This window comes from Virgibacillus dakarensis, assembly GCF_900155625.1.
Classification (GTDB): domain Bacteria; phylum Bacillota; class Bacilli; order Bacillales; family Amphibacillaceae; genus Lentibacillus_C; species Lentibacillus_C populi.
The window spans coordinates 1,162,463-1,188,053 of sequence record NZ_LT732554.1; the positions used below are offsets into that span (position 1 = coordinate 1,162,463).

Genomic DNA, 25,591 nt, shown 5'->3' on the forward strand with positions numbered 1-25,591 from the left:
GAACAGGTTGAGAACAAAGGCGATGGAGCCGACCGTGGCCTACTCTGCTGTTAGCAGAATAGAGTCTTAGTCTATATTTTGTATCTTTTGAAAAAGGGGATAGGACAGCGAATGGAACAATGGGAAAAAGCTTATGATAAGTGGCAATTGTTTCCGCATCTTGAGCCATCATTGAAGAGCGAACTAGCCAATATGAAAGATAATACGACAGCTTTAGAGGATGCTTTTTATAAAGAATTAACATTTGGCACAGGTGGAATGCGTGGCATTTTAGGACCTGGCATCAATCGGATGAATATTTATACAGTAAGAAAAGCGGTAAATGGTCTGGCAAATTATTTGCAGGTTAATTGTGTCAATGTAAAAGACCGAGGAGTTGCCGTGTCCTATGATTCCCGCCATATGTCGCAAGAATTTGCGCTTGAAACTGCTAAGGTGCTAGGAGCGTATGGAATTAAAGCGTATGTATTTGATTCGTTGCACCCGACTCCACTGTTGTCATTTGCGGTAAGATATTTAGGGACAGCTGCTGGGGTAATGATAACAGCCAGCCACAATCCACCTGAATACAATGGCTTTAAGGTGTATAACGAGGATGGAGGGCAAATCACACCAGCCGAAGCAGAAGCCATTATCGGATTTATTAATGAAATGAAAAACGAATTAACAGTCCCGATTGTAGAAAGAAAACAACTAGAAGAACAGGAACTGCTAAACTGGATTGGGGAGGAGGTTGATAATGCCTATCTCGCCCAGTTAAAACAGATCTCTAGACTTAGTGATCAGGAACAGCAGGTAAAGAAGGATTTGCAAATTGTCTTTACAGCTCTTCATGGCACATCATACGATTTAGTTTTAAAAGGTCTTGCACAATTGAACTTTTCGAATGTTGCTGTAGTCAAGGAACAGGCAGAACCTGATCCCGAGTTTTCAACAGTAGCTTCACCGAACCCGGAAGAGCACCAGGCGTTCACCATGGCGATTGAACAAGGTAAAATGGTAAATGCGGATATTTTAATTGGTACAGACCCTGATGCTGACCGTCTTGGCGTTGCCGTCAAGGATAGCACGGGAGAGTATACCATTTTAACAGGTAACCAGTTTGGTTCGCTCGTACTGGACTATATTCTGTCTCATAGTGATAAAGCACTATTAACAAACGCTCGCATGTTAAAAACGATTGTAACAACCGAAATGGGAAGCGCAATTGCTAATGCTTATGGAGTCGAAACGATTGATACATTAACCGGATTTAAATATATCGGGGAAAAAATCCGCCAATTTGATACAACAGGAGAAACGTTCATTTTTGGTTTTGAAGAAAGCTATGGTTATTTAATCGGCAGTTTTGCCCGGGATAAGGATGCCGTACAAGCGGCACTTATGGCTTGTGAAATGGCCTATTTCTGGAAAAAGCAAGGGTTGACGCTGCTTGATGCATTAGATGTTCTTTATGAGAAACATGGATTTTACCTGGAAGGCTTGTCCCAGCTCACGTTACAGGGTAAAGAAGGTGCGGCGCAAATCAAGGCAATCATGGATGACGTTCGGAAAACCCCTTTAACTGAAATAGCTGGATTAAACGTACTGCAAGTGGAGGATTATCTCTCCGGTGAGCGCACCATAATAAATAAGAACCATAATGTGGAAAAAATCGAACTTCCAAAGGAAAATGTGGTCAAATATATTTTAGAACATGACAGCTGGGTATGCTTAAGACCCTCTGGTACCGAACCGAAAATTAAATGCTATTACGGTGTTTGTGAAAAAAGCCGTGAAGCAAGTGAGGAGAGGTTAGCCTCGTTAAAAAGTACAATGGAAGCAGTTATGGAAAGGAAATAAGACAAAGGATAGTTTTTTATCACGCATAAACGGGCTGTGATACCAAGTGGGGGAGGAATTTGCCCCCCAATGTGACCTTTATCATCTATGATAAGGGTCTTTTTTGATGACAAAAATGGTGTAATTTTCTAATTCCCAAATGTTTAAATTTGGTAACTTTACTTATGCTTAACATTTCAGTATAGGAACTTTACCTTGGAACAAACTATAAAAAAATTGAAAGGACATGATCAGATGCTAAAAAACTTCATCCGAATAGTTATCGTTTTATGTACGATCGGCTCGGCTTGCCTTCTTTCTAAGAGATCGTTTGTTAAGTATTTACCTGTTACATTATTTTCATCTGCCTCCGTACTTGCTGAAATTTTATATTTTACTGTTCATAAGCTATGGAAGGTTAAAGGTGGGCCAGGTTCACTAATATGTAACACATCAATTTTGGTTTTGGGTCCTTATTTTTTTGGCACCTTACTGAGTTTTCAATTATCAAAAGGAAAGCTTCTTAAATACGCTTTAATCAATATTATCGCAGACTTCATTTATGCCTTTCCCCTAATAAAATTATTCAAGAAACTGGATTTCTTTAAATTGAAAGTAAACTCGATTCAATTTTATGTATTGATCGTAACTAATGCATTTTTAAACTTTGGATTCCAAAAGTTTTATGAAAGGGTTACCCTTCCGGAAAAAACAAGTGATTAACCTTTTAAACGTTTAAAATATTTAAATTTGAATTCAATAGTTTATGAGCTTCATGAAAAAATAAGCCTTTTGCTTTGCAGCTTGGTTTGACAGTACAAGTTTTTTGTTGATCAAAAGAGGACCTTTCTGGCATAGGAGTCTCGGGCACTTCCGCCTTTAGTTCATGACAATAGGTGCATTCTGATTGATTGTTACATTTACTGGTAGCATAATAAATATACGGTTAGGCGGTTCTTATGGTTGAGTTTTGCAGGAATGGGTAAATCAATAGAAGAAGGGTACCTGATAAGAAGAATTAGATGGTGGAGTACTGTTTCGTGAAAAAAACAGAGCTGGAATTCAATCCATCGCACAATAGTATAGTGCAGGAAGGAGTGATTAGGAAATGCCAGTAGCTATTAAACGGGTTTACGAAGATGCCAGGGATAAAGACGGTGTACGTATATTGGTTGACCGTGTATGGCCAAGAGGGATGTCAAAAGAAAAAGCGAAACTCGATCATTGGATGAAGGAAGTCGGCCCGTCCAATGAGTTGCGGAAATGGTTTGGCCATGATCCGGACAAGTACGATGATTTTAAGAAGAAATATAAAGAGGAGCTTAAAAGCGGAACGCAGCACAAGGAACTTGAGAAACTAAAGCAAATAACGAAGGAACATGATAAGAACATTACATTATTATTTTCCGCCAAGGACGAAAAATATAATCAAGCACAAGTATTAAAGGAAATACTTGATCAGCAACAATAAAAGAGTTTTTAAGATTAACAACAAAACTGAGGTGATCAAATGGCGAAACATCATTTTCATTTACATGCAGACTGGCCGGGCGGACGTAATAGTGAGGGGTATATGGATGCCGGCAATCTAAAAACGAAAATTTCCATCCCGCCAGAAATGGATGGACCGGGAATTGGGACAAATCCGGATGAGATGCTGCTGGGTGCTGCAGCAACATGCTATATTATTACGTTGGCCGCCATGATCGAACGGGCAGAATTACCTTTGCAAAAAATGTCACTTGAATCGGAAGGGATTGTCGATGTGACGAATGGTGTATTTACATATAAAAAGATCATTCATAAACCGACAGTATCCTTGAAAAGTAGTGCAACCACGAAACAAATCGACAAACTGCGAAAATTGGTTGAAAAAGCCGAAATAAGCTGCATGATTTCACGTGCTATAAAAGGGAATGTTGAAATCGAATTGCAAGCTGCAATTAGATAAAGTGAAACTTCATTCAGTGGGGTTTCCAACGTACAGGACGTGCTTGTGCAGGCGAAGGCATGTGGACGTAACGGTTTTACCTCTCCTTCCGTCCCCACCTTCACGTTTCTGGTTTACTCACGCTTAGAGGCGGAAGTATTACAGCCCGTTAATGCGAGATAAATAGTCTGCATTCAGTCGAAATCAGATAACAAGTTAATATGAAATAAAAATGAAAATGGGCAAACACATATTTTCCATGTGAATTGCCCTTTTTCAATAGGGGAAATAGCTGCGCCAAATTTTTTTCTTGACACATTGTTCCCTATCCTTGTATAGTATTAAAGCATACTAAGGTTATCGGAATTATTTATTTTAATTTCGGTTTAATAAAAAACTATAGCAGATAGCTTCTGCCTAATGAAACAGGAGGGAGACAAACAGTGGATACATTTTTAATAATCGTGAACATTGCGGTTTTAATCGCTATTATTGGACTTCTTATTTGGATGCAAAAGAAACACTTGTCATTTACAAAACGCGTGTTTACTGGTTTAGGTGTGGGAATTGTGCTTGGAGCTGTTTTACAAGCAATCTATGGCACCGGTTCTGACGTATTAACCCAAACCACCGATTGGTACAATATCGTCGGCAGCGGGTATATCAATCTGCTCATGATGATTGTTGTTCCACTCGTAATGGTGTCGATTATTCAATCGATTATCAATTTGGAAAAATCATCTGAACTTGGGAAAATGTCAGCCTGGATTATCGGAATTCTTGTGGCAACCGCAATGATAGCGGCACTTGTAGGGATTGGCAGTGCAGCATTATTCGATCTGAATGCCGATCAAATCGAGGCGGGCCAAGCAGAAAATGATCGCAGTGCAATGCTGGAATCCACGTTAGATGAAGTGGAGGGTATGTCAGCACCTGATAAGATTTTAAGCTTCATCCCGTCAAATATCTTTCTGGATATGACACAACAACGGTCGACATCGGTTATCGCAGTTGTTATCTTTTCGATCATTGTTGGTGTCGCAGTTCTCGGGTTGCGAAGAAAAAAACCAGAACAGGCTGAATTGTTTACGAAAATAGTCAACTCGCTTTATGCCGTTGTCATGCGTATCGTAACCTTGATTCTACGGCTAACGCCATTTGGCATTCTTGCGCTAATGGCAAATACGGTCGCATCTACTGATTTTGCCGGTATTATCGAACTAGGAAAATTTGTCATAGCTTCCTATGTTGCGATTATTGCAATGTTTATTGTTCACCTGATTTTGGTAGGCGTATTCGGATTAAGTCCGATGACGTACTTGAAAAAGGTGTTACCAGTGTTAAGCTTTGCATTTACATCACGATCAAGCGCTGGTACGATTCCGTTAAACATTCAGGCGCAACGAAATTCACTTGGTGTGCATGAAGGAATTGCTAATATGTCAGCGTCATTTGGAGCAACAATCGGTCAAAACGGTTGTGCCGGATTATACCCGGCAATGCTTGCGATTATGATCGCACCATCAGTCGGAATAGATCCATTCACATTTGGATTCATTGCTAAATTGGTTATCATTGTCGGTATCAGCTCGTTTGGTGTGGCAGGAGTTGGTGGAGGAGCTACATTCGCAGCGATTATTGTGCTTTCATCCATGGGTCTGCCAGTAGGACTCGCCGGACTCCTTATTTCAATTGAAGCGTTAATTGATATGGGACGTACTGCACTTAATGTCAATGACGCCATGCTTTCGGGTACCTTAACATCACGAATCCTGGGAAAATTGAACCTGAAAACATTTAATGATAAAACGGCAATTGAAAAAGATATAGCTATATAAAAAAACGGCCACTTAAGTGGTCGTTTTTTGTTTCGATCAGGTGGGCATCTTTTCGATCAAGGATTGCTAAATTTGAATCGACCACACCCCAAAAACGATCGAGAAGCCGTAATTTCGAACGAGCACACCCTTAAATCAATCGGAGCCATGAATTTCTACCGAGCCCAGATCAAAATAATCGAGTACCTGCCGAATTATTTCCCGATCAGCCCTATCACTTTCTCCAAATTTTGCCTTTCCTTTTCGATAAAATATCCGGCAAATGGGCAACCGAGCAGTTTTACCCGTTCAACGGTATTGGCAATCGTAAATGGAATGGGTGATAATCCATCTTGCAATTCCTCCCAGAACAATGGTGTGGCAACCGTCGCCTCTTCTGTCTTTCTCGGGGAATACGGGGCAATGATCGTTTTATTCCGTCCGTGCTGTACATAATCAATATAAAGACGCCCGTGCCGGTTCTTCTTCATCCGTTCCGTGGTAAAATGTTGTGGATATTCCTGTTCAATCGTCTTGGCAATCGCTTGGGTAAATAAAGCTGTTTCTTCATAGCTAATACTTTTTTCCGGGATTGGAATGTGAACCTGCAACCCTTTGTTGCCGGACGTTTTTACAAACGCAGCAAGTTCCAGATCATCAAGAATCTGTTTCAACAACTTTGCCGCAACAACGGCAAGTGAAAATCCTTCGCGATCAGGTGGGTCAAGGTCAAATACAATCTCAGAAGGATACGTATTTCCAGCTTTTTGAAAAGGAACGTGGTATTCTATCGCACCATGATTACCGAACCATAATAATGCATCCAGTTTATTGCAAACAATGAATGTCTCCCCTTCCATTTCCATACTGTCAATAGAAGGCGGTGCATAATCCGGCAAATGTTTTTGAAAAAAAGACTCTGCGGACACACCGTCCGGGCAACGGATTAAGGTAAGCGCGTGTTCCTTTAAAAACGGTAGCATATATGGGGAAATTTCCCGCAAATAGATAAGCAGATCTCTTTTCGTCAGGTTTTCTTTTGGCCAAAATACTTTGTCTGTATTGGACAGTTCTAATTCATCCGGAAGCATGGCCATATCCAGCCGTAATTTATTGAGTGTACAATCAGAGGCAGAAGTATTGACGAGCAGCCTTGCAAACTCAGGCTCGCGAATTTCGCTTTTTAACAAATCGAGTGTATGGATCTCCGCACAAATTGCCGGTGGCAGCTTGTATCCGTCTCCGCTTTTACTTCCCTTTTCAGTAAATAATTGCTTCAATGTTTGAATCGATTCTGAATCGGGGCTGTGTTTACATTTGCCAACTTCCAGCAATTCATTGTTTTCGTATACGTTTGCGGTAAAATAATCATTATTGGGATCGAAATAGCTGAGCACACATTGGACCTGACGCCAATTTTTTATTTTAAACCAATCATTATGGTGTTTGCCTGCTCCGTAAACACTATTTTTTCGTTTAGCAACGATTCCTTCACCTTTGTATGTAAAAACAATGTCCCATAATTCGGCATGATTTTCATAATATGGGACATAACATAAACGATGCAGCGATGAAATATTGAAGGGAAATGCTCCCTTTTTAAAAAAATCCTGCAGCATGTCTTTTCGCTGCTGAAATTTTTCCTGAGCTACATCCTTTCCCTTTAAAAGCGTTATATCGAATGCTAAAAATGTTGCTGGTCGTGTTTGCGCATTATTTTTAATCGATGTTTTGTCCTTCAATCTCCCACGCTTTTGTATCCACGAAAAATTTGCCTGGTAGGGATTATTTAATACAACCAGTTCTCCATCCAGTCTAAGCGGAAGTAACGACTGAATCTTTTCCTGATGGGCTAAGCAAAAATCGGCAATCTCCGGAAAATTTGGGGTTAGATCCTTATTATTTTTACTTGTCAATGTAATGTGCCCCTGTTGCCAATCAAGGACACAGCGAAAGCCATCATACTTCACCTCATACAGCCATTCATCATCAGCTGGAATTTGGGTACTGGCTATTGGTTTCATTACATGCATATTCGAAACACCTCTCTCCCTATTAAGATGTCTAGAATGGCCAAGAATAAACCGCAGACGTGGTAAAAATTCGGCGAAATTCGGGAAATGACTTGGCACCGAAGAGGCACGGATGCGGCGGCACAACAACGGGATAAAAATAAATGGTGGCGGAACACTATAGAAAAAAGGGAGGTCGTTGCCATGCACACGATGTGGAAAGGTACAATCAGCTTTGGCCTGGTCAATATTCCGGTCAAAATGCATGCTGCTACCGAAAATAAAGATGTAAAGCTTAGGCAGCTCCATAAAGAATGCCAATCCCCAATTAAGTATGAACGTGTTTGTCCTGTGTGTGATCGGGAAGTAAAAAATGATGAAATTGTCAAAGCGTATGAGTATGCAAAAAACAAATTTGTCGTGTTAGATGAAGAGGAATTGCAAGCCTTGAAAAAGGAACAAGAAGATAAGGCAGTTGAAATTGTCGATTTTGTCCAATTAGAGGAAATTGACCCTATCTACTTTGAAAAAAGCTATTATTTATCGCCTAATGAGGGGGGCGGAAAGGCGTACGGGCTTTTGCGTGCGGCATTAATGGATACTGGGAAGATTGGTATTGCCAAAATGATTATTCGATCCAAGGAACAGCTTGCTGTTATCCGCGTTTATCAAAATACACTCGTTGTCGAAACGATACATTATCCTGACGAGGTACGCAAGGTTCAGGATGTTCCCAATGTCCCGGAACAAGCGGAACCGGAAAAAAAGGAATTGGAAACCGCTAAAATGCTGATTGATCAATTGACAACAGAATTTGATCCGGAGAAGTATAAAGATGAATACAGGACTGCACTGTTGGATTTAATTGAAGAAAAGAAAAATAAGGAGCAGGTCGTAACAGGTGAAAAGCAGCCAGTGCCAGATAATGTAACGAATCTGATGGATGCACTTCAGGCCTCACTGGATCGGGCAAAACAGGACAAACCAAAGCCGAAACAGCCCAAGCGGAAAACGAAAACAAATACAGGCGAGAAAAAGAAAAAGGTTGCAAAATAGAGATGGACAGGCACTTGCAGGGTTCCTGCGGGTGCCGGAGTCCGTCATAAATCCTTGCCATAACCGGTACGCTGGTCAATTAAACATTTCGGCACATTAAAATGTGGCATTTTCATGAAAAATATTACGCAATGGTATCTTTCTTTCATTCCATTTACAGTTCCCTAACAACCTTATGAATTCGCTGTTTTTCGCATGTATTTTTCTTTAAAAACGGGTAGACTTGATTATACAGAAGCGATACTTTATCAAAAAGGATGAGTTGCATGGAAAGAAATGCGTTTTTTGATAATGCGAAACTTGCATTAATATTTTTAGTCGTATTTGGGCACATGATTCAGCCATTTACAAATGGATCAAACGATATCAATACACTATATACATGGATCTACACCTTTCATATGCCTGCATTTATTTTCTTATCCGGATTTTTTGCCAAAGGCTCAGGAAATAAGGCTTATGTTCTTAAACTAGCAAAAAAACTAATACTGCCATATTTAATTTTTCAGCTTCTATATACGGCGTTTTACTTTTTCATCGGTAAAGACGATTGGCAATCAGGTGTTTTTTATCCACAATGGTCTTTGTGGTTCTTATTTAGTCTGTTCAGCTGGCACATGCTGCTCTATTGGTTTAAAAAGATACCACCAGTACTGAGTATTGCAATTGCGGTTGAAATTGGCTTAATCGTCGGCTACTTTGGCGAGGTTGGTCATACATTCAGCTTATCACGTACATTTGTATTCTTTCCGTTTTTCTTGATCGGATACTGGTTAAAAGAAGAGCATGTCATGCTGCTAAAAACAAAAGCAGCTAAAATTATTTCGGTAATTGTTATGCTGTCTGTGGCAGGAGCGATATATTTGGCTCCGGAGATTAATTCCGGCTGGCTGTTAGCTTCGAAATCATATGGGGATCTGGGGATGCCGGAGTTCGGCGGTTTGGCACGACTTATTGTCTATGTAACTTCTGCATTGATGGCGATGAGTGTTTTAGCCTGGATACCGAAAAGTAAACATAAGCTGACTATCTTGGGAACAAGAACACTCTACGTTTATTTATTGCACGGGTTTTTTATCCAGTTCTTCCGGGAAACAGATTTATTTGAAATCAATAATATAATTGATCTCTTTGGATTGGCCGTTATTTCAGCAGCAATTGTCCTCGTATTATCAAGTAAACCGATAAAAGTGGTTTGGCAGCCTTTTATTGAAGGGAAGATAGCTAATATAAGAGGTTTCTTTGGTCAGACAAACAGAAGAACACAGCACAACCAGAACCTTAACACGTAATCTTAATTCCAATCCATTAAGGGAAGGTGACAGAAATGAAGGTTTGTGTATTCGGCGCTAATGGTTATGTAGGTGCTTCAGTGTATCAGCAGCTTCATCATACAGACACGGATGAAGTGGTTGGGACATATTTACAGGAACCAGCAATCCTGGAAGGTCTATACAAATTGGATGTCAATGAGCCTGAGTCGTTCTCAAATTTTTACAAGAAGGAAAACCCGGACGTAGTCGTTTGGACGGTCATGAGCGGACCAAACGAACACAAGTTAACTGATCAAGGCCTGATCCATTTGATCACACACCTGACGCCGCAAACAAAATTGGTCTATATTTCGTCTGACTTTGTTTTCTCTGATGGAAACGGGCCTTATGAAGAAGATGATCCATTATCCAACCTGCCTGATGATCATTCGTTTAGTAACTATGCAAATGGGAAGGTAAAGGCAGAGCGTTTAATTGATAATGAATTAACCAATTATATCATTTTAAGGGCTGGCCCAATTTATGGGGAGAATGGAATTGGTAAGCTGGATGAACGAACCGATCAACTGTCTTACCATTTACGCTCCGGAAATCCAATCGAATTCCGGGATGACCTCATTCGCACCTTTGTGCATATCGATGATTTAACAAAGGCTATCGATGTAATGGTTCATAATGATGTGACAGGTGTTTACCATGTTGGTCCGGAAGAAAAACAAAGCTTTTATGAATTTATGAAACAGATGGCTAAACAAATGGGCTATGATGATCGGTTAGTTAAAAAGGGCAGTGAAATAGAAAAGGTTGATACCGAAATCCCGAAAAACACCTCGTTGATCACGGAAAAGATTAAGGATGTAGTAAGTATCGAATTTAAATAATCAAGTAAAAGCCACCACATAATTTTTGTGGTGGCTTTTACTATTAAAATAAAAAGTGTGCGATTAACGTAATAATCGGCAATGTAATAATAGTCCGCAGTAAAAAGATGATCAATAAGTCTTTAAACGACACCGGTACCTTGGAACCTAATAACAGTCCACCAACTTCAGACATATAAATCAGCTGTGTGACCGATAGTGCCGCAATGATAAATCTTGTCATATCCGCTTCGATTCCAGAACCGATAATGGTAGGCAGGAACATATCGGCGAAACCGACTAAAATGGTTTCCGAAGCCTCCGCGGCAAATGGGATCTGCATCGCTTCCAACAAAGGAATAAATGGGACACCGAGCCACTGGAAGAATGGCGTATACTCGGCAATGATCAGTGCAACCAGACCAAATGCCATTACCACTGGTGCAACACCCATCCACATATCAAGGACATTTTGCCCGCCTTCCTTAAAAAACTTGAACACGCTTGATTCTTTTCGCGCTTGTTCAATCGCTTTTTGATAACCGTATGATAAGCTATTATGACCCTCGGGAATTTGTTCCTCGTTATTTCCTTCTACTTCGTTGACATACGTATCCGGTTTTCGCGACAGTGGCGGAATCCGTGGCATAATGAGTGCGGCAATAAATCCGGCAGCAAGTACTGTTAAATAGAATGGTACGAACATATACCCAAGGTCGACCTGGCCTATAACAACCAATGTAAATGTGATCGATACAACAGAAAAGGTTGTCCCAATAACAGCCGCCTCACGTTTGGTGTAGTAGCCATCTTCATATTGCTTGCTTGTTAACAAAACGCCAATTGTCCCGTCACCGATCCAGGAAGCAAGGGAATCAATGGATGAGCGTCCCGGCAAGCGAAATAATGGCCGCATTACTTTGGTCATCAGCGTGCCAAATAAATCTAATAACCCAAAATTCATTAACAACGGTAAGAATAAGCCGGCAAACAGAAAGACCGCAAATAATGTGTGCAGTAAATCATCCAGTATCATTTGGCCGGTATCTTCGCTATATACAGCCTCGGGTCCCAGCTGGAAGTAAACCATCACAGCGAAAATGGCTGCCAGTACCCTTGTCACAGTCCAAAAGTTGCTGACATAAAATAATTGCTGAAAAAAAGGTGTTCGGGCGAAGCTTTCCGGTCCGGATACTTTAGCAATAACCGTCATAAGTGCAGTAATAACGATAATTATCATCATAATGGCTGATAATTGACCGGCAAGTCCGGCTTGTACCCAATTAGCCAACACCGCGATAGGGATCGTTAGCCCATCACTTGTTGGAACAGGTACCATAAATAAAAAAATACCGAGCAATGATGGAATAATAAACTTAAGGCTATCCACCAGTGTATATTTCCTCTCGTTCATGAAGTTGTCCCCCTGTGTATTCTCCTCTTGTTGTTGATCTCTGAAGTTCTCCCTGCATTTTCCTTTATTATAGCAGAGGGGAGGTTTAGAAACAATTTAATATTTTTGCAAAAGAGAAATTAATCATGCATAAATGATAACCAATTTTTTCGCATATACTAATAGTACGTGTTCAAAAAACCTCCAAATTGGAAGGGTGACTGAGAACGCGATCTCCTCTAGCAACACTAGCATGACCTGTACACCAGCAAGTAGGTAGAAGCGGCTCGCAGCAAGAAACAGGCAGGCCGGAATTTGCCGCTATCATTTGGTGACATTTCTGATTGCCTTCTAATAAGGATTATGAAGAAATTCCATAAATTTCTTCATACATTGCTTAAATACAAGGGAAAAATATCTTCTACTAATCCACCTATGTCAAGGCCAGTTCAGGAGACAGTACGTCCTCTGGAAGCCATCTTCTTGGAGACTGTACAATGATTCAGGGAGGATTGTTTCTAACGGTCAGGAACTTCTATCCCCTTTTTTGAACACGCCCTGATAATTCCAACCAGCTAAAGAGAAGGTTTAACGTAACCATTATTTCGGGTAGAGTATGTTGAGGTGTTGATCGTGCAAAACGGCTTAAAATACAATGTCATTTATCGTTGTACGATTATTGTTTGGATGACGGTGAAATTTATTTTCCGGCTATATTTTTTCCATTTGCGGCATCGGATATGGGATGAGCGAACAAGGCAAAAATGGAATGAACTTTTGCGGGAAATGGCAAGTGAATATCGAACGAAGGCGATTAAACTTGGCGGTGTTTTGATCAAAGTCGGACAGTTTTTAAGTACCAGGGCCGATTTCATGCCAGATGTATTTATCCGGGAATTAAGCGGACTCGTTGACCGTGTTCCACCGATACCATTTTCTTATGCCAAAGAAGTAATGGAAGAAGAATGGGGCGGGAGTATTGATGATCATTTTGCGGAAATAATTGATAAACCGATAGCCTCTGCGTCGATTGGCCAAGTTTATCAAGGAAAACTGCATGATGGAACAATCGTTGCGATTAAAGTACGAAGGCACCGTGTCAAAGAAATCTTTTACATTGACTTTAAAGCATTAAAGATCGTGTTTTGGCTTATCCGTCTGTTAACATCATTTGGCAAGAAGACAGATTTAAATGCATTATACCGTGAACTTGTTTTGGTGATGGAACGTGAGCTGGATTTTGAAAAGGAGCTCGCGTTTGGAAAGTATTTCAAAGAAAGGTATAAGGATTACCATTCCATCCATATTCCTGCATACGAAGAGCAGTTATGCACGAATAAAATCCTTGTCATGGAATGGATTGAGGGTGCAAAAATAACGGATACAGTTTATATGGCGGAGCACAATATTAATGTCAGGCAAACGGCAAAAGCAGTATTTGATTTTTACTTTGAGCAATTTTTCAACCCTGGTCATTTTCATGCTGACCCTCATGCCGGGAATATACTAATCCAGCAGGACGGAACCATCGCGATCATCGATTTTGGCATGATTGGGGAAATCCGCAAACAGGATACCCATCTTTTCAAACGGCTGATTCAGGGGATAATCGTTGACGATTACGATAGAATACTAAAGACGCTTGATGAAATGAATTTTATTTTACCAAATGCAGACAGGGATAAATTAATAAAAATAATTAAGCAAACAATCGAAATGTACGAAAACGGCTCATTTAAAGAAATGAATGCACATATTATGGAACAAATCAAGGATGACATCCGCATATTTATTAAAGAACAGCCAATTCAATTGTCAGCTGACTATGCCTATTTGGGCAGGGCGATTTCCATTGTTCTTGGGGTATTGATCAGCATTTATCCGGAAATTGACTTTGAAAAACTGGCAAAACCTAAAATTAAGGAATGGTACGGCGGTAAAGGCTTTATCGATTCGATTTATAAGCAAGTTGTCAAAGATGCCGCAAAACCCATTCTCTCTTTTCCAAATGCAATGTTAAATTGGCTGGAAAATGGGGAAAAGGATAGAAAATGGCAAAAAGAGCAGCAGCATACCAGATTACTAAATCAATTTTATTTGCTGCTCGAAATCGTAACGTTTATCATGGTGGCAGGCAGTATTGTATCAAGTATTTATGCCTATCAGGCTGGCAGGTCAATACTTTTTATCGGAAGTATTGTTGTCCTCGTCATCTTTTTCTTCATATTGAATTTCCTTTTCATCAAGCATTATCGTATGATCCGATCAATTAAATAGGGAGGCATCAACAATGGGTGACTTATTACGCAAGGGATTTTTATTAGGGTTAGGTGCAGCTGTGAGCGGTAAGGAGAAGCTGGAGCAGAAGCTAAAGGAACTCGTGGATAAAAATGAGCTGACCCAGGAGCAGGCACGAACCGTCTTAAACAACTTCATGGAAAAAGGAGAGACGAAAAAAAATGAATGGAGCGCCAAGCAATATGAGCAAACACAACAAATGATCAAAGACCTGGGCATCGCAACGAAAGACGATATTGATGCATTGCGATCACGAATCAAGGAGTTAGAGGAGAAAGTGAATAAGTAAGAAAACGAATGGAAGCGTCCGGGCTGAGCGCTTCCTTATTTGTTTTAAAGTTTACAAGAAGCTGTAGCAGGGAAATATCTATTTAGTAAATGGCCAAATTTTGCTTGGTTATCTAATAGGAAGAAGGGAGGCGATAAGAAATGACAACTAATCTGTTAATCACATTAATTGTCGTCTTGGGGATGGTAATTGTAGTCCCATTCGCAGTCTTCCTGCGAATTTACTTGCATGATCAGAAGCAAAAGGAACACTCGATATTGCGGAACTACCCTGTTTTAGGAAAAATACGTTATATCCTTGAAAAAGCCGGACCGGAATTCCGTCAATATCTTTTTAACAATAATAATGAGGGAAAACCGTTTAACCGGCGGGAATTTGAATTTGTTTATAAAGCAGCAAAATACAACGGCCGGATGATCGGGTATGGTTCGGAACGGGATTTTTCCGAGGAAGGGTTATATATCGTTAATCATATGTTTCCAAGTCAACGAGAGGAAATGAAGATTGATCAGCAGCCTAAAATTAAAACAAGGCTTTATACGATCGATAATGAAAAGCTTCTAAGTCGGAAAGAACACCATGAGGAAGCTATCCTTAACCCGTTTTATTTAACTGACGATGAAGCTATTATTCTCGGAAAAGATACCGTTCGTCATCCGTTTGAAATTAAAGGATTCATCGGCCAGTCGGCAATGAGCTTTGGTTCATTGGGGGATCATGCAATAACAGCACTTTCCAAAGGGCTGGGCATGGCTGGCGGTACATGGATGAATACTGGGGAAGGAAGCGTCTCCCCATATCATCAAAAGGGTGATGTAGATATTATTATGCAAATTAGTCCAGGGTTATTTGGTGTACGGACAAAGGATGGGGAGTTTTCCTGGCAGGAATTTAAAAACAGAAGCGAAATTGGACAGGTTAAAGCGTTTGAATTGAAATTAGCTCAAGGTGCAAAAACACGTGGGGGTCACGTGGAAGGCAGTAAAGTTACCGAGGAAATTGCGGAAATTCGTAAAGTAGAACCAGGGGTAACGATTAATAGTCCAAATAGATTCAGAGGGTTTCATGATGCAAAGGACTTACTGGAATTCGTCGATAACATGCGTGATATTGGCGGTAAACCAGTCGGTACCAAAATTGTTGTTGGTGATGAACATCAGGTGGAAAACTATATTCAGGCAATGAGCGAAACGGGAATTGTTCCAGATTTTATTACAGTCGACGGTGGGAACGGCGGTACGGGGGCTACTTATTATGAACTTGCTGAATCAGTAGGACTGCCAACATTTGCCGCATTGCCGCTTGTTGATGATATGCTGAAAAAATATCATTTGCGTGACAGAACAAAAATTATTGCCTCAGGGAAACTGATTACACCGGATAAAATTGCGATGGCACTTGCATTAGGCGCGGACATGATCAACATTGCCCGAGGTTTTATGCTTAGTGTCGGCTGTATTATGGCGCAGGTTTGCCATACAAATAATTGTCCTGTTGGTGTTGCAACGACAGATCCTAAACTTCAAAAGGCATTAAGCATTGAAGAGAAAAAATATCGTGTTTGTAATTATTTGGTCGCTCTGCGCGAAGGGGTTTTTGAAATGGCTGCTGTTGCCGGTTTGGACAGTCCGACAAAGTTTAATCGGGAGCATATTATTTACAAAGACCGGTTTAACCGGGTGAACAAGGTAAGGAGTTACTCCCATAGCGGCTAATAAAAAAGGAAGCAGGTGTTGTAAACTAGCAGCAGTGTGGAAATGGCCTTACCTGATAATGAATTACCGTATGAAATTAGACAACTTCTTTAATAAAGTGGTGAATATTTCGTATATTTGTAATTATAATGTTGACTCCTCTCAGAAATATTGGTACAATAAAGAGCAGAAAATGACTTTTGTTGTGATTGGGGGGGTTATAGCGTTTTGGAGAGCTTTTTACATGTATTAAAGGATACGGAAAAGAAGCTTGGCAGGCAGTTGCAAGAACGGGAAATTGAATTTTTGCAATGGGTGTATGATCGCTATACGGAAGAAGAGCAACAGAAGGAAAATATATGTCTATCGTAAAAGCCTTGGAGCAGAATCCAAGGCTTTTCAAATTGTCATAAACTTGTCTTTTCGCTATGCAGGCGTTACGTGTTATACTAAAGCAAGTTCTAGTAAAGGGGCGGTTTTTGATGTCCGTAACAAACAGTACAGTTATTCGAAAAATAATTAAAGAAGCTGAACAGGCAAAGGAAAAGCAAACGGATGATAAGCAAATGCTGAAGCATATCGCCAATGTAAAACTTTTATGTGAGCTGCTTTTAGAAGAAGAGGGCCCATTACAAGCAAATAGTAATGAAATAACAGCAGACGAAATAAGGACAATGATGGGCACGACCAATCATCAGTTGGTTGAGCAGCAACAGCCCAATCATTCTAAAAATGATCATGATGATGCCAATGGCGAATCAATTTTTGACTTTTAGTGTCAATCCAAGGGTTGCTGAATTGGGTTAGTAAGGGTCGGAGCTCGCTAGTTATTTTTTGAACAACCTTTTAAACAAGGAGTGGATCAATATGAAGTTATTTTTAGTGCTTGGTGTGATAAATGGATTTTTGGCAGTTGCCTTAGGAGCTTTTGGGGCACATGGTTTAGAAGGAAGGATCTCGGAGAAAGCACTAGGAACGTGGGAAAAGGCGGTCAATTATCAAATGTTCCACACGATGGCATTGCTTGTAACGGGACTGGTGATCAATAAAATTCAAACTGGCGGGGTGATGTGGGCAGGGTGGCTGTTCTTTATCGGAATCGTGTTGTTTTCCGGGAGCCTTTATATCTACTCCACCACTGGTATTAAAACGTTCGCCATGATCACACCACTTGGCGGAGTCGCATTTCTGCTTGGCTGGGTGTTGCTTGGATATGCCGTTGTCAAATATTTATAAGTTCAAATAGTTGCCAAGCTAGGACTGGAAGGTCTGGATCGCTTAGTGATGAGAGCTTTAAGGGTCAGGTCGCGGCAGGAAATGGGTTTATATTTGCCAAGGACGAGCTTGCTCAGGGCGGCTGGCATCTGTTGTTGGCGGTTGTCGTGGTTATTTTAGCAGAGGATCCCCCTATGTTTAGATACCGGAACAGCGGAGAAACAGGTAAGCGTCCGAGTTCGACTGCTGATCATTTGGTGGCTTTTTGAGCATCCTCTATAAATGAAAAATCATATACGTTGCGAAAATAAATAATAGTATTGCCTGCAAAAAATGTTTGCCGGCCTGGTTTGTCTGATGTGTGTGCCATTCAACAATTGCACCACTAAGCATACTAAAGGCAATCATATACAATGCAATGATAATCACGAAGGCAAAACCTTTAAGAAGGGCAATAATTCCAACGATTACAGCTACAATAATGAATAGTAGCTCCAAACGAATAAATTTTTCATATGGATGTCGCATATAAACTCCCCTTTTGGCTGAAAAACGGCAAGGAATTGAAAAGATCGCGGCAAACTGTATGTGAAGTCGGAAAACCCCGGTCGAACACGTAACAGTCCTGAACGAGCGCACAGGAATCCTGAACGAACTTGTACCTGGCTAAACTTACAAAAAGGATGACGCATCACAGAATTATGAACCCACTGTTTATAAAGCGGCTCATTCCATATGGTCATCCTTTCATGAAATAATGAGACATTACCTTGATGGATAACTGGCCAGTTGTCCCCCTGCTCCGCCGTACGGATATGCGTAATTGATTTCTTCATCGAATGTTACATAATCAAGATAAACCATTAATAACAAATACCGTCTGCCAGATTCAGGGTCACTTATGATGACGTGGTCCCGTCCAGCAGCTTCGATAATCCCCTTAAATACTTTCTGTTGTGTGTTTTCAAAGGTCATGTAAATGGTAGCTTCTTTACCTTTATTTAATCGTAATATGTTCTCGATATATGACTGTTGCTCTGGCAGCATCCCCTGTGTCGCTCCAGGTTGCTGTCCTTGCGGGAGTTGCTGTCCTTGCGGGAGTTGCTGTCCTTGTGCGTATTGCTGGGCTTGCGGGAATTGCTGGGCTTGTGGGGATTGCTGCTCTTGCCGAATTTGTTGTCTTGTATCATATACTGGATAATAGGCTTGGGAAGTCTGCGGGTAATAGTAGTATGGATAGGCTTGATAGGCGTTTGTATAGGATTGATTTGTACCGTCTTGCTTTTGACTCATAAAAAAACCTCCACTTAAATTTTAATATACTGCTGGGAAATCAGAAGCTATCAGGCGTAAAAAACAATGCACTTGTATCTACCGGCATTCCATCGACCATACCATTGGTACCGGGACACGTTCCTTCAGGTCCAAAAAAATAAATTTCCATTGATAATCTTTTCTGTTGATGATGTTTCTTGTTTGCACGCTGATAAAAGTATGTGCCACCGCAAACCCGCCAGGACTCTGAAAATCATATTTTCGTATTGAATTCTGGTAAAATCCAGGTAAGCAGACCTGATGCGAATTACTCGTATTACCGACCATTAGCGTATTTTGTGTTTGCCATCTGCCTCTTACTTACACATGTATCAATCGTGCAAGTAATTTGGGTACCCCTTTTCCGTCGGGGGAATAACAGCCGTAAAGTACACCTCATTTCTGTATATCTTTATGCTGGGCTTTTTAATGATGTGTATGATAATTTTAAGTGTAGTATGACAAAAATTGCTGTCGGGTATTTCTAGTTTGTAGATAACAGAAGAATAAGAAAAACACTAACGCGTCTTTCTAATATCAGAAGCCAGAGGTCGGATTGGGAAGAAATCGGTAGGTAGTCGATTTCAATATCTTTACTAAATGCCGATTTTTATACATTCGTATCCTTTAAAAAAGGTTTTCTGCACGTTTATACAGAAAACCTTTACTAACAGGATTATTATACTTGCAAAAAAGCTGGAACGTTTTCTTTTGGCAGATGGTTGCCAACGAAAAACTCACCAAATTCTCCAAAACGAGCACTAACTTCATCAAAACGCATTTCGTAAACGATTTTCTTTAATTGAACAGGATCATGAGCAAATAACGTCACGCCCCATTCCCAGTCGTCAAAACCGAATGATCCAGTAATGATTTGCTTGACTTTGCCCGTGTATTTACGGCCCGTTTTACTATGCTCGTACAATAACTTTGCACGAACATCCTTTTCCGTTGCATACCAGTTGTCTTCCCCTTGCCGGCGCTTGTCCATTGGGTAAAAACACATATGCTCCCATTTCGGCAAAATTGGTTTTAGCCGTTCTTGAATTCTTGGATATGATTCAAGGTCTGGCCCTTCCTTAGGCTCGGAGTATTTGGAAAGCTCGACAACCGAAACATAGGAATAAGCTGGCTGTAAGTATTCAGCAAATTTGGATTTATTAAATTCCGTTTCTAATTCATTTAATTCAACCATTGTCGGACGAAGAAACATGAACATGATGTCCGCTTTTTGTCCAACTACGGTATAGACAACATGACTGCCATTTTTCGCCGCTTCAACAGCTTCCCATTTTGTCAGTAATTGTTCAAATTCATGGATAGCTGCTTGTCTTTCCTCACTGGATGCCATCTTCCATGATGTCCAATCGATGCTTCGGAGGTCATGCAAGGAGTACCATCCATCCATTGTTTCAACTGCTTCAACCATCTATATCGCTCCTTTACGTACAATAAATAAAGCTGTTCTGTTTTTACTATATCACATTTGGGGAATGATAATCATGGAAAACGGATGTACTTTGGCGGTAGTATATTAATTTGTGAAAAGTTCGTGTCAATCGGGGTGAATAATAGATTAAAGGATAGGAATCGATTATCATTTTTGTATAAAGGAAAGGAAGGTTTTAACTATGAGCAACCTATTTACGGAAATAGCGAATACAATTGCGGATAAGAATAAACATATTGTGTTTCCGGAAGGGACGGATCAACGGATATTAGAGGCCGCAAGTAAACTGGGTGCTGCAGGAATTTTAACCCCGATCCTAATCGGGAATAAAGCTGGCATAAAACATACTGCTGAGGAGGTTGGTGTGGATGTTTCCTCATGTAAATTAATCGACCCAGCGGAATTTCAGGAGTATGAGCTGATGGTAGAAACATTTGTTGAAAGGCGCAAAGGGAAAGCGACTACCGAAGAGGCCCGTGAAATTTTACAGGATGAAAACTATTTCGGTACGATGCTCGTTTACATGAATCAGGCGGATGGTTTAGTAAGCGGGGCAATACACTCAACGGCAGATACGGTTCGGCCGGCACTGCAGATCATTAAAACAAAGGAAGGCATTAAAAAAACATCTGGTGTATTCATTATGGTCCGCGGCGAGGAAAAATATGTTTTTGCCGATTGTGCGATTAATATAGCACCGGACAGCCAGGATTTAGCCGAAATTGCAGTTGCAAGTGCAGAAACCGCAACGTTATTTGATATCGATCCCCGTGTGGCAATGCTCAGTTTTTCAACAAAAGGATCTGCAAAATCAGAGGAAACAGAAAAGGTTGCAGCAGCTGTCCGATTAGCTAAGGAAAAAAATGCGAATCTGTTAGTTGATGGAGAATTCCAGTTTGATGCTGCCTTTGTACCAAGTGTAGCACGAAAAAAAGCACCTGATTCCGTACTTGCGGGGAATGCAAATGTATTTATTTTTCCAAGTCTGGAAGCAGGGAACATCAGCTACAAAATAGCCCAGCGTCTTGGCGGGTTTGAAGCAGTCGGTCCCATTTTGCAAGGATTAAATCAGCCGGTCAATGATTTATCACGCGGCTGCAGCGCGGATGATGTATATAAGTTAGCACTGATCACAGCAGCCCAGGCTGAATAATTGGATGTAATCGAACTCGCAGTAGATTTTATGCAGTTTTGCTCGCATATCAGTGTGCGAGCAAATTTTGGCGGGGCTGGGGGCATCAACGGGAGAGTAGGAACCCCGGTTACTGTTCCCGGTCCTAAATTAAGCCATTTTGTGTAATAAATTCATTCCGCTTTTTCATTTGTTTTAGCCTGGTTTGGAAGGTCGCCAGTTCGCTTTCCGAAAAATCTGTTTCAACCACTTCATCACTTAATGCTTCCAATGTTGTATGGACACGCCTTTTTATATCATCCACAGTTAACTTCATACCAAGCAGTTCTGACAGTGAGGCCATTGTTGTTGGATCTACTGCAGGATACGTAAATTTTGTTTTTGCCCCTTGCAAACTGACATCATAAAATTTACGGATTAATGCAGCACGAGTAAAGCTCGACCCTTCCACATCCAAATAAATCTGTATCGCTGCGCCATCCTTGATCCGCCGCTGGGAAATTCCAGCAAATTTCCTGCCATCAATACTTAAATCATAATCTCCTGGACAATAGGAACCGACAATTTCGTACGCCTTAATGTTATCGGTAAGGTCACTTAGGATATATTGTACAAAACTGACCATCGCCTCATAGCATTCATAAATAGAAATATGCCGTACTCCGGGAAGGATGAGCGATATATTTAAAACTCCATCATCCAATGCGACAGCAAGACCGCCGGAATTACGAACAACTGCCTGATAACCTTGCTTCTGCAGCATGGAGATTCCATGTTCAATAAAGGGCAAGCGGGCGTCTGGGATACCGAGCACGACCGTATTGGGATGAACCCATAACCGGACAGAAGGTGGGGAAATTCCGTCACTGACCGAAGTAGCCAATGCATCATCAATTGCAAATGAGACCATCGCGGAAATCGGTACGTTATGGATATATGCTTCATTCGACTGATCGATATAGCGAAACGTCGTATGACGAATAATGTCTTTCCAGGTCTTCATCATGTGTTCTCCTTCAATTAAAAATTCCAAAGCAGAAAACTCCGGAGTATCGGCTGCTCTCCTCACTTCAGTTGTGCAAACGATTAACCAGCAATTTTACGTGCTGTTCCTCTTTTTAACTTTGACATTCTATTATATAATATAACAAAACTGTCGAAAAGAAACGGGTTGTTTAGTAATGGTTTATAAAGATGAGCAATTGGATGAGGAAAAGGTATTTAAGGATCCCGTACATCGATATGTCCACGTTAAGGACAGGGTAATATGGGACTTGATTGCGACGCCTGAATTTCAGCGGCTGCGGCGGATTAAACAGCTGGGCACGACAAATTTAACCTTTCATGGCGCAGAACACAGCCGTTTTAATCATTCATTGGGTGTGTATGAAATTGTCCGAAGAATTATTTTTAATTTCCGGAACGAGCCACATTGGAATACGAAAGAACGCCTGTTGTGTCTTTGTGCGGCTCTATTGCATGATCTGGGTCATGGCCCCTTTTCGCATTCATTTGAAAAGGTATTTAAACTGGATCACGAAGATTTCACCCAGCAAATTATTCTCGGGCGTACCCATGTACATACGATTTTGGAAAAAGTGGAACGAGGCTTTTCCCAAAAAGTTGCCGATGTGATTGCGAAAACATATGAGGATAAATTAGTGGTTAGTTTAATATCCAGTCAGATTGACGCTGATAGGATGGATTATTTGCAGCGTGACGCTTACTTTACTGGTGTAAGCTACGGCCATTTTGACATGGAACGGATTTTGCGGGTAATGCGTCCAATTGATGATCAGGTTGTCATTAAATCAAGCGGCATGCATGCAGTGGAAGATTATATTATGAGCCGTTACCAGATGTATTGGCAAGTATATTTTCACCCTGTCACAAGAAGTGCGGAAGTTATTTTGTCAAAAATTCTCCATCGGGCAAAGTATTTGTTTGAAAAAAAATATCGGTTCAAGCTGGAGCCTACCCATTTTATTTCGTTTTTTAACGAAAGGCCTGTACTTGACGAATATTTAAAACTGGATGAAGCAATTGTTTTCTATTATTTTCAGCTTTGGCAGGAAGAGGATGATCCGATTTTACGTGATCTGTGCGAACGATTTATGAACCGCCGGCTGTTTAAATATGTCGAATTTAATCCAAACCAGCAAATGAACCAGTGGATGGAACTATATCGTCTGTTTCAGGAAGCGGGTATTGATCCCGAATATTATCTTGTCGTTGATTCATCATCGGATTTGCCGTACGACTTTTACCGCCCTGGTGAAGAGGAGGAGCGGCTGCCGATTCATTTGCTGATGCCAAACAATGAGCTTAGAGAGCTGTCAAGACAATCGGATATTGTCGAGTCGATTTCCGGGAAAAAACGAACCGACCACAAGCTGTATTTTCCAGCAGATATAGTAAGCAGCATGCAAGATGGGAAGAAGCAACGGATTTTGGAACTTTTGGATAATGGGGGAGCGAAAAAACATGTTAACTAATCATGCAAAACTGATGCAATTTTTTTCCATCGCGAAGGAAGTTACCGGTCGAAAAAAACTGCAGAAAATGATTTATATTTTACAAAAAAACAATGTGCCGTTTGCAGAAAAGTACCAATTTCATTTTTACGGGCCTTACTCGGAGGAACTCTCGCTAAGAATCGAGGAACTGACCAATTTGGGATTTATTTCCGAGGAAAGGGAGGAAAAAAGCAATTATTATCAATACCATTATCAAATTACCGGAGACGGCCGGGAGTTTTTGAACCAATTCACGCTGGACATGCCGGATTTTACCTTAATGGTGGAACGATTAAACACAAAAAGTTCACGGTTTCTGGAGCTTGTTTCAACGATGCTTTATTTCGATGATTTACCAAGAAACGAGATCGCGGAAAAAGTCCATGTCGTGAAGCCGAAACAAAATTATACGGATGAAGAACTAAAAGAGGCTTGGATGTTTATCGATTCTTTGCAAGAAAATCAGTTGGTATAAAGGCGGCTATATGCGTACCTGGCCAGTAAATCGTTTATTTCGGACAGTATTTTATGGGAATTGGCTAGTAAATGCATGAAGTTGGACAGTATTTGTAAAATCTGGACAGTAAATGTACGAAATCGGACAGTAGTTACGATTTGACCAGTAAACGTATGAAGTCGGACACTATCTGCAGGTGAACTACAGCCCAGAAGATGTGAAATGGGCAATCGCCTGTGCTACAATAGGAATCAACATGATGAAGGAGGGTCCTTTAAAAATGAGTTCAGATCAATCTTCCAAAAATAAGAAAAGTAATCCATTCACGATTATAAAAGATGATCCACTTGATGGGGATAGAGGTTATGGTGCCGGATCAATAAGTCTTGAAAATATGTCATCGGTAATTGTTGATCCGAATGAAGACAGAGCATTTGTCGACATGGGTGCCATGCATGCGCGTAGTGAGGTGGAGCGCCGTGTCAAGTTTTTACCGGATAGGGATGCTGTTCCGAACGGGAAATTGTATTGGATTGTTTGGGTAACAGTCGAAAAGGGCGAAAACGGCCCATATTTTTCTGGGGTGTGCGGCAGTGAAATCCGGGTTGACCGTTCCATTAAACGTGCCTATAAATCAATGCCCGAGCATGTGACACATATGGAAAAGTCGTTAAAAGGCAAAATAATAGTTGCACATATGGATGAACATTCCAAAAGATTATTAAGAGACTTCCTTGTTGATTTTAAAGGCGGGGAAATGTGGGAAAATTCCTCGGATGAGTTGAAGCAGGCACTTCCGGAATCGTGAACAATTTGTGAACGAATCATGAACAATTACGGAAATTCTTGTGCTTTGCGATATTAATTTGTAAAATATGTATACATGGGCTTACACATGTATTACTAGGACAATAAAGAAGCTGACCTTAAAGCGGGACGGACCTGCCAGAAGTCAGCTTCTTTATTTTGTGGTAAAGATACGATAAACGGTAGAGAACAGGATCAAAGCTGGAGAAAGTGCCTTCCAAACGGGAGCGACTCGACACCTTCCCCGATCCGGAGA

Annotated in this window: 24 protein-coding genes; 18 read left to right on the plus strand and 6 right to left on the minus strand. The window is 40.8% G+C overall.

Translation table 11 applies throughout. The features are described 5' to 3' along the window. Nucleotides 1–111: 111 nt before the first annotated feature. From CZ382_RS15445 to CZ382_RS15465, 5 genes are all read left to right on the plus strand, one after another. Entirely contained in the window at nucleotides 112–1,842 is a 1,731-nt protein-coding gene (locus CZ382_RS15445; RefSeq protein WP_088052097.1) for a phospho-sugar mutase, read from the plus strand. Nucleotides 1,843–2,037: 195 nt separating this feature from the next. Continuing rightward, nucleotides 2,038–2,544, plus strand: coding sequence for a hypothetical protein (locus tag CZ382_RS15450; RefSeq protein ID WP_088052099.1), 507 nt, complete (start codon nucleotides 2,038–2,040; stop codon nucleotides 2,542–2,544). A 385-nt stretch (nucleotides 2,545–2,929) separates the two neighbouring features. After that, complete coding sequence (locus tag CZ382_RS15455; RefSeq protein WP_088052100.1) at nucleotides 2,930–3,292, plus strand: DUF488 domain-containing protein; 363 nt, start codon at nucleotides 2,930–2,932, stop codon at nucleotides 3,290–3,292. 39 nt (nucleotides 3,293–3,331) lie between these two features. Then, nucleotides 3,332–3,772 carry an OsmC family protein gene (locus CZ382_RS15460; protein WP_088052102.1) on the plus strand — a complete coding sequence of 147 codons (441 nt, stop codon included), beginning with the start codon at nucleotides 3,332–3,334 and terminating at the stop codon, nucleotides 3,770–3,772. A 422-nt stretch (nucleotides 3,773–4,194) separates the two neighbouring features. Continuing rightward, nucleotides 4,195–5,589, plus strand: coding sequence for an L-cystine transporter (locus tag CZ382_RS15465; RefSeq protein ID WP_088052103.1), 1,395 nt, complete (start codon nucleotides 4,195–4,197; stop codon nucleotides 5,587–5,589). Nucleotides 5,590–5,783: 194 nt separating this feature from the next. On the opposite strand, the gene CZ382_RS15470 is transcribed toward CZ382_RS15465, so the two are convergent. Continuing rightward, the gene (locus CZ382_RS15470; RefSeq protein ID WP_088052105.1) at nucleotides 5,784–7,601 is read right to left on the minus strand and encodes a DNA ligase D; all 1,818 of its coding nucleotides are present in this window, start codon (nucleotides 7,599–7,601) and stop codon (nucleotides 5,784–5,786) included. Between the two features lie 183 nt (nucleotides 7,602–7,784). Here CZ382_RS15470 and ku point away from each other — a divergent pair, with 183 nt between their 5' ends. From ku to CZ382_RS15485, 3 genes are all read left to right on the plus strand, one after another. Further along, the gene (gene ku / locus CZ382_RS15475) at nucleotides 7,785–8,636 is read left to right on the plus strand and encodes a non-homologous end joining protein Ku (protein ID WP_088052107.1); all 852 of its coding nucleotides are present in this window, start codon (nucleotides 7,785–7,787) and stop codon (nucleotides 8,634–8,636) included. A 266-nt stretch (nucleotides 8,637–8,902) separates the two neighbouring features. Then, nucleotides 8,903–9,928 carry an acyltransferase family protein gene (locus CZ382_RS15480; RefSeq protein WP_088052109.1) on the plus strand — a complete coding sequence of 342 codons (1,026 nt, stop codon included), beginning with the start codon at nucleotides 8,903–8,905 and terminating at the stop codon, nucleotides 9,926–9,928. Between the two features lie 35 nt (nucleotides 9,929–9,963). After that, entirely contained in the window at nucleotides 9,964–10,791 is an 828-nt protein-coding gene (locus CZ382_RS15485) for a sugar nucleotide-binding protein (RefSeq protein ID WP_088052111.1), read from the plus strand. Nucleotides 10,792–10,834: 43 nt separating this feature from the next. On the opposite strand, the gene CZ382_RS15490 is transcribed toward CZ382_RS15485, so the two are convergent. After that, nucleotides 10,835–12,184, minus strand: a complete 1,350-nt coding sequence (locus CZ382_RS15490) for a YjiH family protein (RefSeq protein ID WP_088052112.1) — start codon at nucleotides 12,182–12,184, stop codon at nucleotides 10,835–10,837. A 612-nt stretch (nucleotides 12,185–12,796) separates the two neighbouring features. On the opposite strand from CZ382_RS15490, the gene CZ382_RS15495 reads away from it, so the two are divergent. The 6 genes from CZ382_RS15495 (at nucleotide 12,797) to CZ382_RS15515 (ending at nucleotide 17,680) form a co-directional block, all read left to right on the plus strand. Beyond that, nucleotides 12,797–14,440, plus strand: a complete 1,644-nt coding sequence (locus CZ382_RS15495; protein WP_235000448.1) for an ABC1 kinase family protein — start codon at nucleotides 12,797–12,799, stop codon at nucleotides 14,438–14,440. Nucleotides 14,441–14,453: 13 nt separating this feature from the next. Then, complete coding sequence (locus tag CZ382_RS15500; protein WP_088052114.1) at nucleotides 14,454–14,750, plus strand: phasin family protein; 297 nt, start codon at nucleotides 14,454–14,456, stop codon at nucleotides 14,748–14,750. Nucleotides 14,751–14,890: 140 nt separating this feature from the next. Beyond that, on the plus strand, nucleotides 14,891–16,465 hold the full coding sequence (locus tag CZ382_RS15505; RefSeq protein ID WP_088052116.1) for an FMN-binding glutamate synthase family protein: 1,575 nt from the start codon (nucleotides 14,891–14,893) through the stop codon (nucleotides 16,463–16,465). A 207-nt stretch (nucleotides 16,466–16,672) separates the two neighbouring features. Next, nucleotides 16,673–16,816: a hypothetical protein gene (locus CZ382_RS23965; protein ID WP_188724764.1), complete on the plus strand. Its 144-nt coding sequence runs from the start codon at nucleotides 16,673–16,675 to the stop codon at nucleotides 16,814–16,816. 110 nt (nucleotides 16,817–16,926) lie between these two features. Continuing rightward, nucleotides 16,927–17,220 carry a DUF5327 family protein gene (locus tag CZ382_RS15510; protein WP_088052117.1) on the plus strand — a complete coding sequence of 98 codons (294 nt, stop codon included), beginning with the start codon at nucleotides 16,927–16,929 and terminating at the stop codon, nucleotides 17,218–17,220. A gap of 91 nt (nucleotides 17,221–17,311) precedes the next feature. Beyond that, nucleotides 17,312–17,680, plus strand: a complete 369-nt coding sequence (locus CZ382_RS15515) for a DUF423 domain-containing protein (protein WP_088052119.1) — start codon at nucleotides 17,312–17,314, stop codon at nucleotides 17,678–17,680. Nucleotides 17,681–17,935: 255 nt separating this feature from the next. On the opposite strand, the gene CZ382_RS15520 is transcribed toward CZ382_RS15515, so the two are convergent. The 3 genes from CZ382_RS15520 to hemQ form a co-directional block, all read right to left on the minus strand. Then, on the minus strand, nucleotides 17,936–18,187 hold the full coding sequence (locus tag CZ382_RS15520; protein ID WP_088052120.1) for a hypothetical protein: 252 nt from the start codon (nucleotides 18,185–18,187) through the stop codon (nucleotides 17,936–17,938). 237 nt (nucleotides 18,188–18,424) lie between these two features. Next, nucleotides 18,425–18,952 carry a spore coat protein GerQ gene (gene gerQ, locus CZ382_RS15525; protein WP_088052122.1) on the minus strand — a complete coding sequence of 176 codons (528 nt, stop codon included), beginning with the start codon at nucleotides 18,950–18,952 and terminating at the stop codon, nucleotides 18,425–18,427. A gap of 700 nt (nucleotides 18,953–19,652) precedes the next feature. Next, nucleotides 19,653–20,402: a hydrogen peroxide-dependent heme synthase gene (gene hemQ, locus CZ382_RS15535; RefSeq protein ID WP_088052125.1), complete on the minus strand. Its 750-nt coding sequence runs from the start codon at nucleotides 20,400–20,402 to the stop codon at nucleotides 19,653–19,655. A gap of 202 nt (nucleotides 20,403–20,604) precedes the next feature. Here hemQ and pta point away from each other — a divergent pair, with 202 nt between their 5' ends. Continuing rightward, nucleotides 20,605–21,576 (plus strand): phosphate acetyltransferase, encoded by a 972-nt coding sequence (pta, locus tag CZ382_RS15540; protein ID WP_088052128.1) that lies wholly within the window; start codon nucleotides 20,605–20,607, stop codon nucleotides 21,574–21,576. A gap of 124 nt (nucleotides 21,577–21,700) precedes the next feature. Here the strand turns inward: pta and CZ382_RS15545 are convergent, their stop codons facing one another. After that, nucleotides 21,701–22,558 carry a lipoate--protein ligase family protein gene (locus tag CZ382_RS15545; protein ID WP_088052130.1) on the minus strand — a complete coding sequence of 286 codons (858 nt, stop codon included), beginning with the start codon at nucleotides 22,556–22,558 and terminating at the stop codon, nucleotides 21,701–21,703. Between the two features lie 178 nt (nucleotides 22,559–22,736). Between CZ382_RS15545 and CZ382_RS15550 the strand changes: the two genes are divergently transcribed. The 3 genes from CZ382_RS15550 to CZ382_RS15560 all read left to right on the plus strand — a co-directional run bounded on the left by CZ382_RS15550 (nucleotide 22,737) and on the right by CZ382_RS15560 (nucleotide 25,336). Further along, nucleotides 22,737–24,050, plus strand: coding sequence for an HD domain-containing protein (locus CZ382_RS15550; protein ID WP_088052132.1), 1,314 nt, complete (start codon nucleotides 22,737–22,739; stop codon nucleotides 24,048–24,050). Continuing rightward, nucleotides 24,040–24,546 (plus strand): YwgA family protein, encoded by a 507-nt coding sequence (locus tag CZ382_RS15555; RefSeq protein ID WP_088052133.1) that lies wholly within the window; start codon nucleotides 24,040–24,042, stop codon nucleotides 24,544–24,546. The genes CZ382_RS15550 and CZ382_RS15555 overlap by 11 nt, the downstream gene beginning before the upstream one ends. A 262-nt stretch (nucleotides 24,547–24,808) precedes the next feature. Continuing rightward, nucleotides 24,809–25,336, plus strand: coding sequence for a YwhD family protein (locus CZ382_RS15560; RefSeq protein WP_088052134.1), 528 nt, complete (start codon nucleotides 24,809–24,811; stop codon nucleotides 25,334–25,336). Nucleotides 25,337–25,591 lie beyond the last annotated feature (255 nt).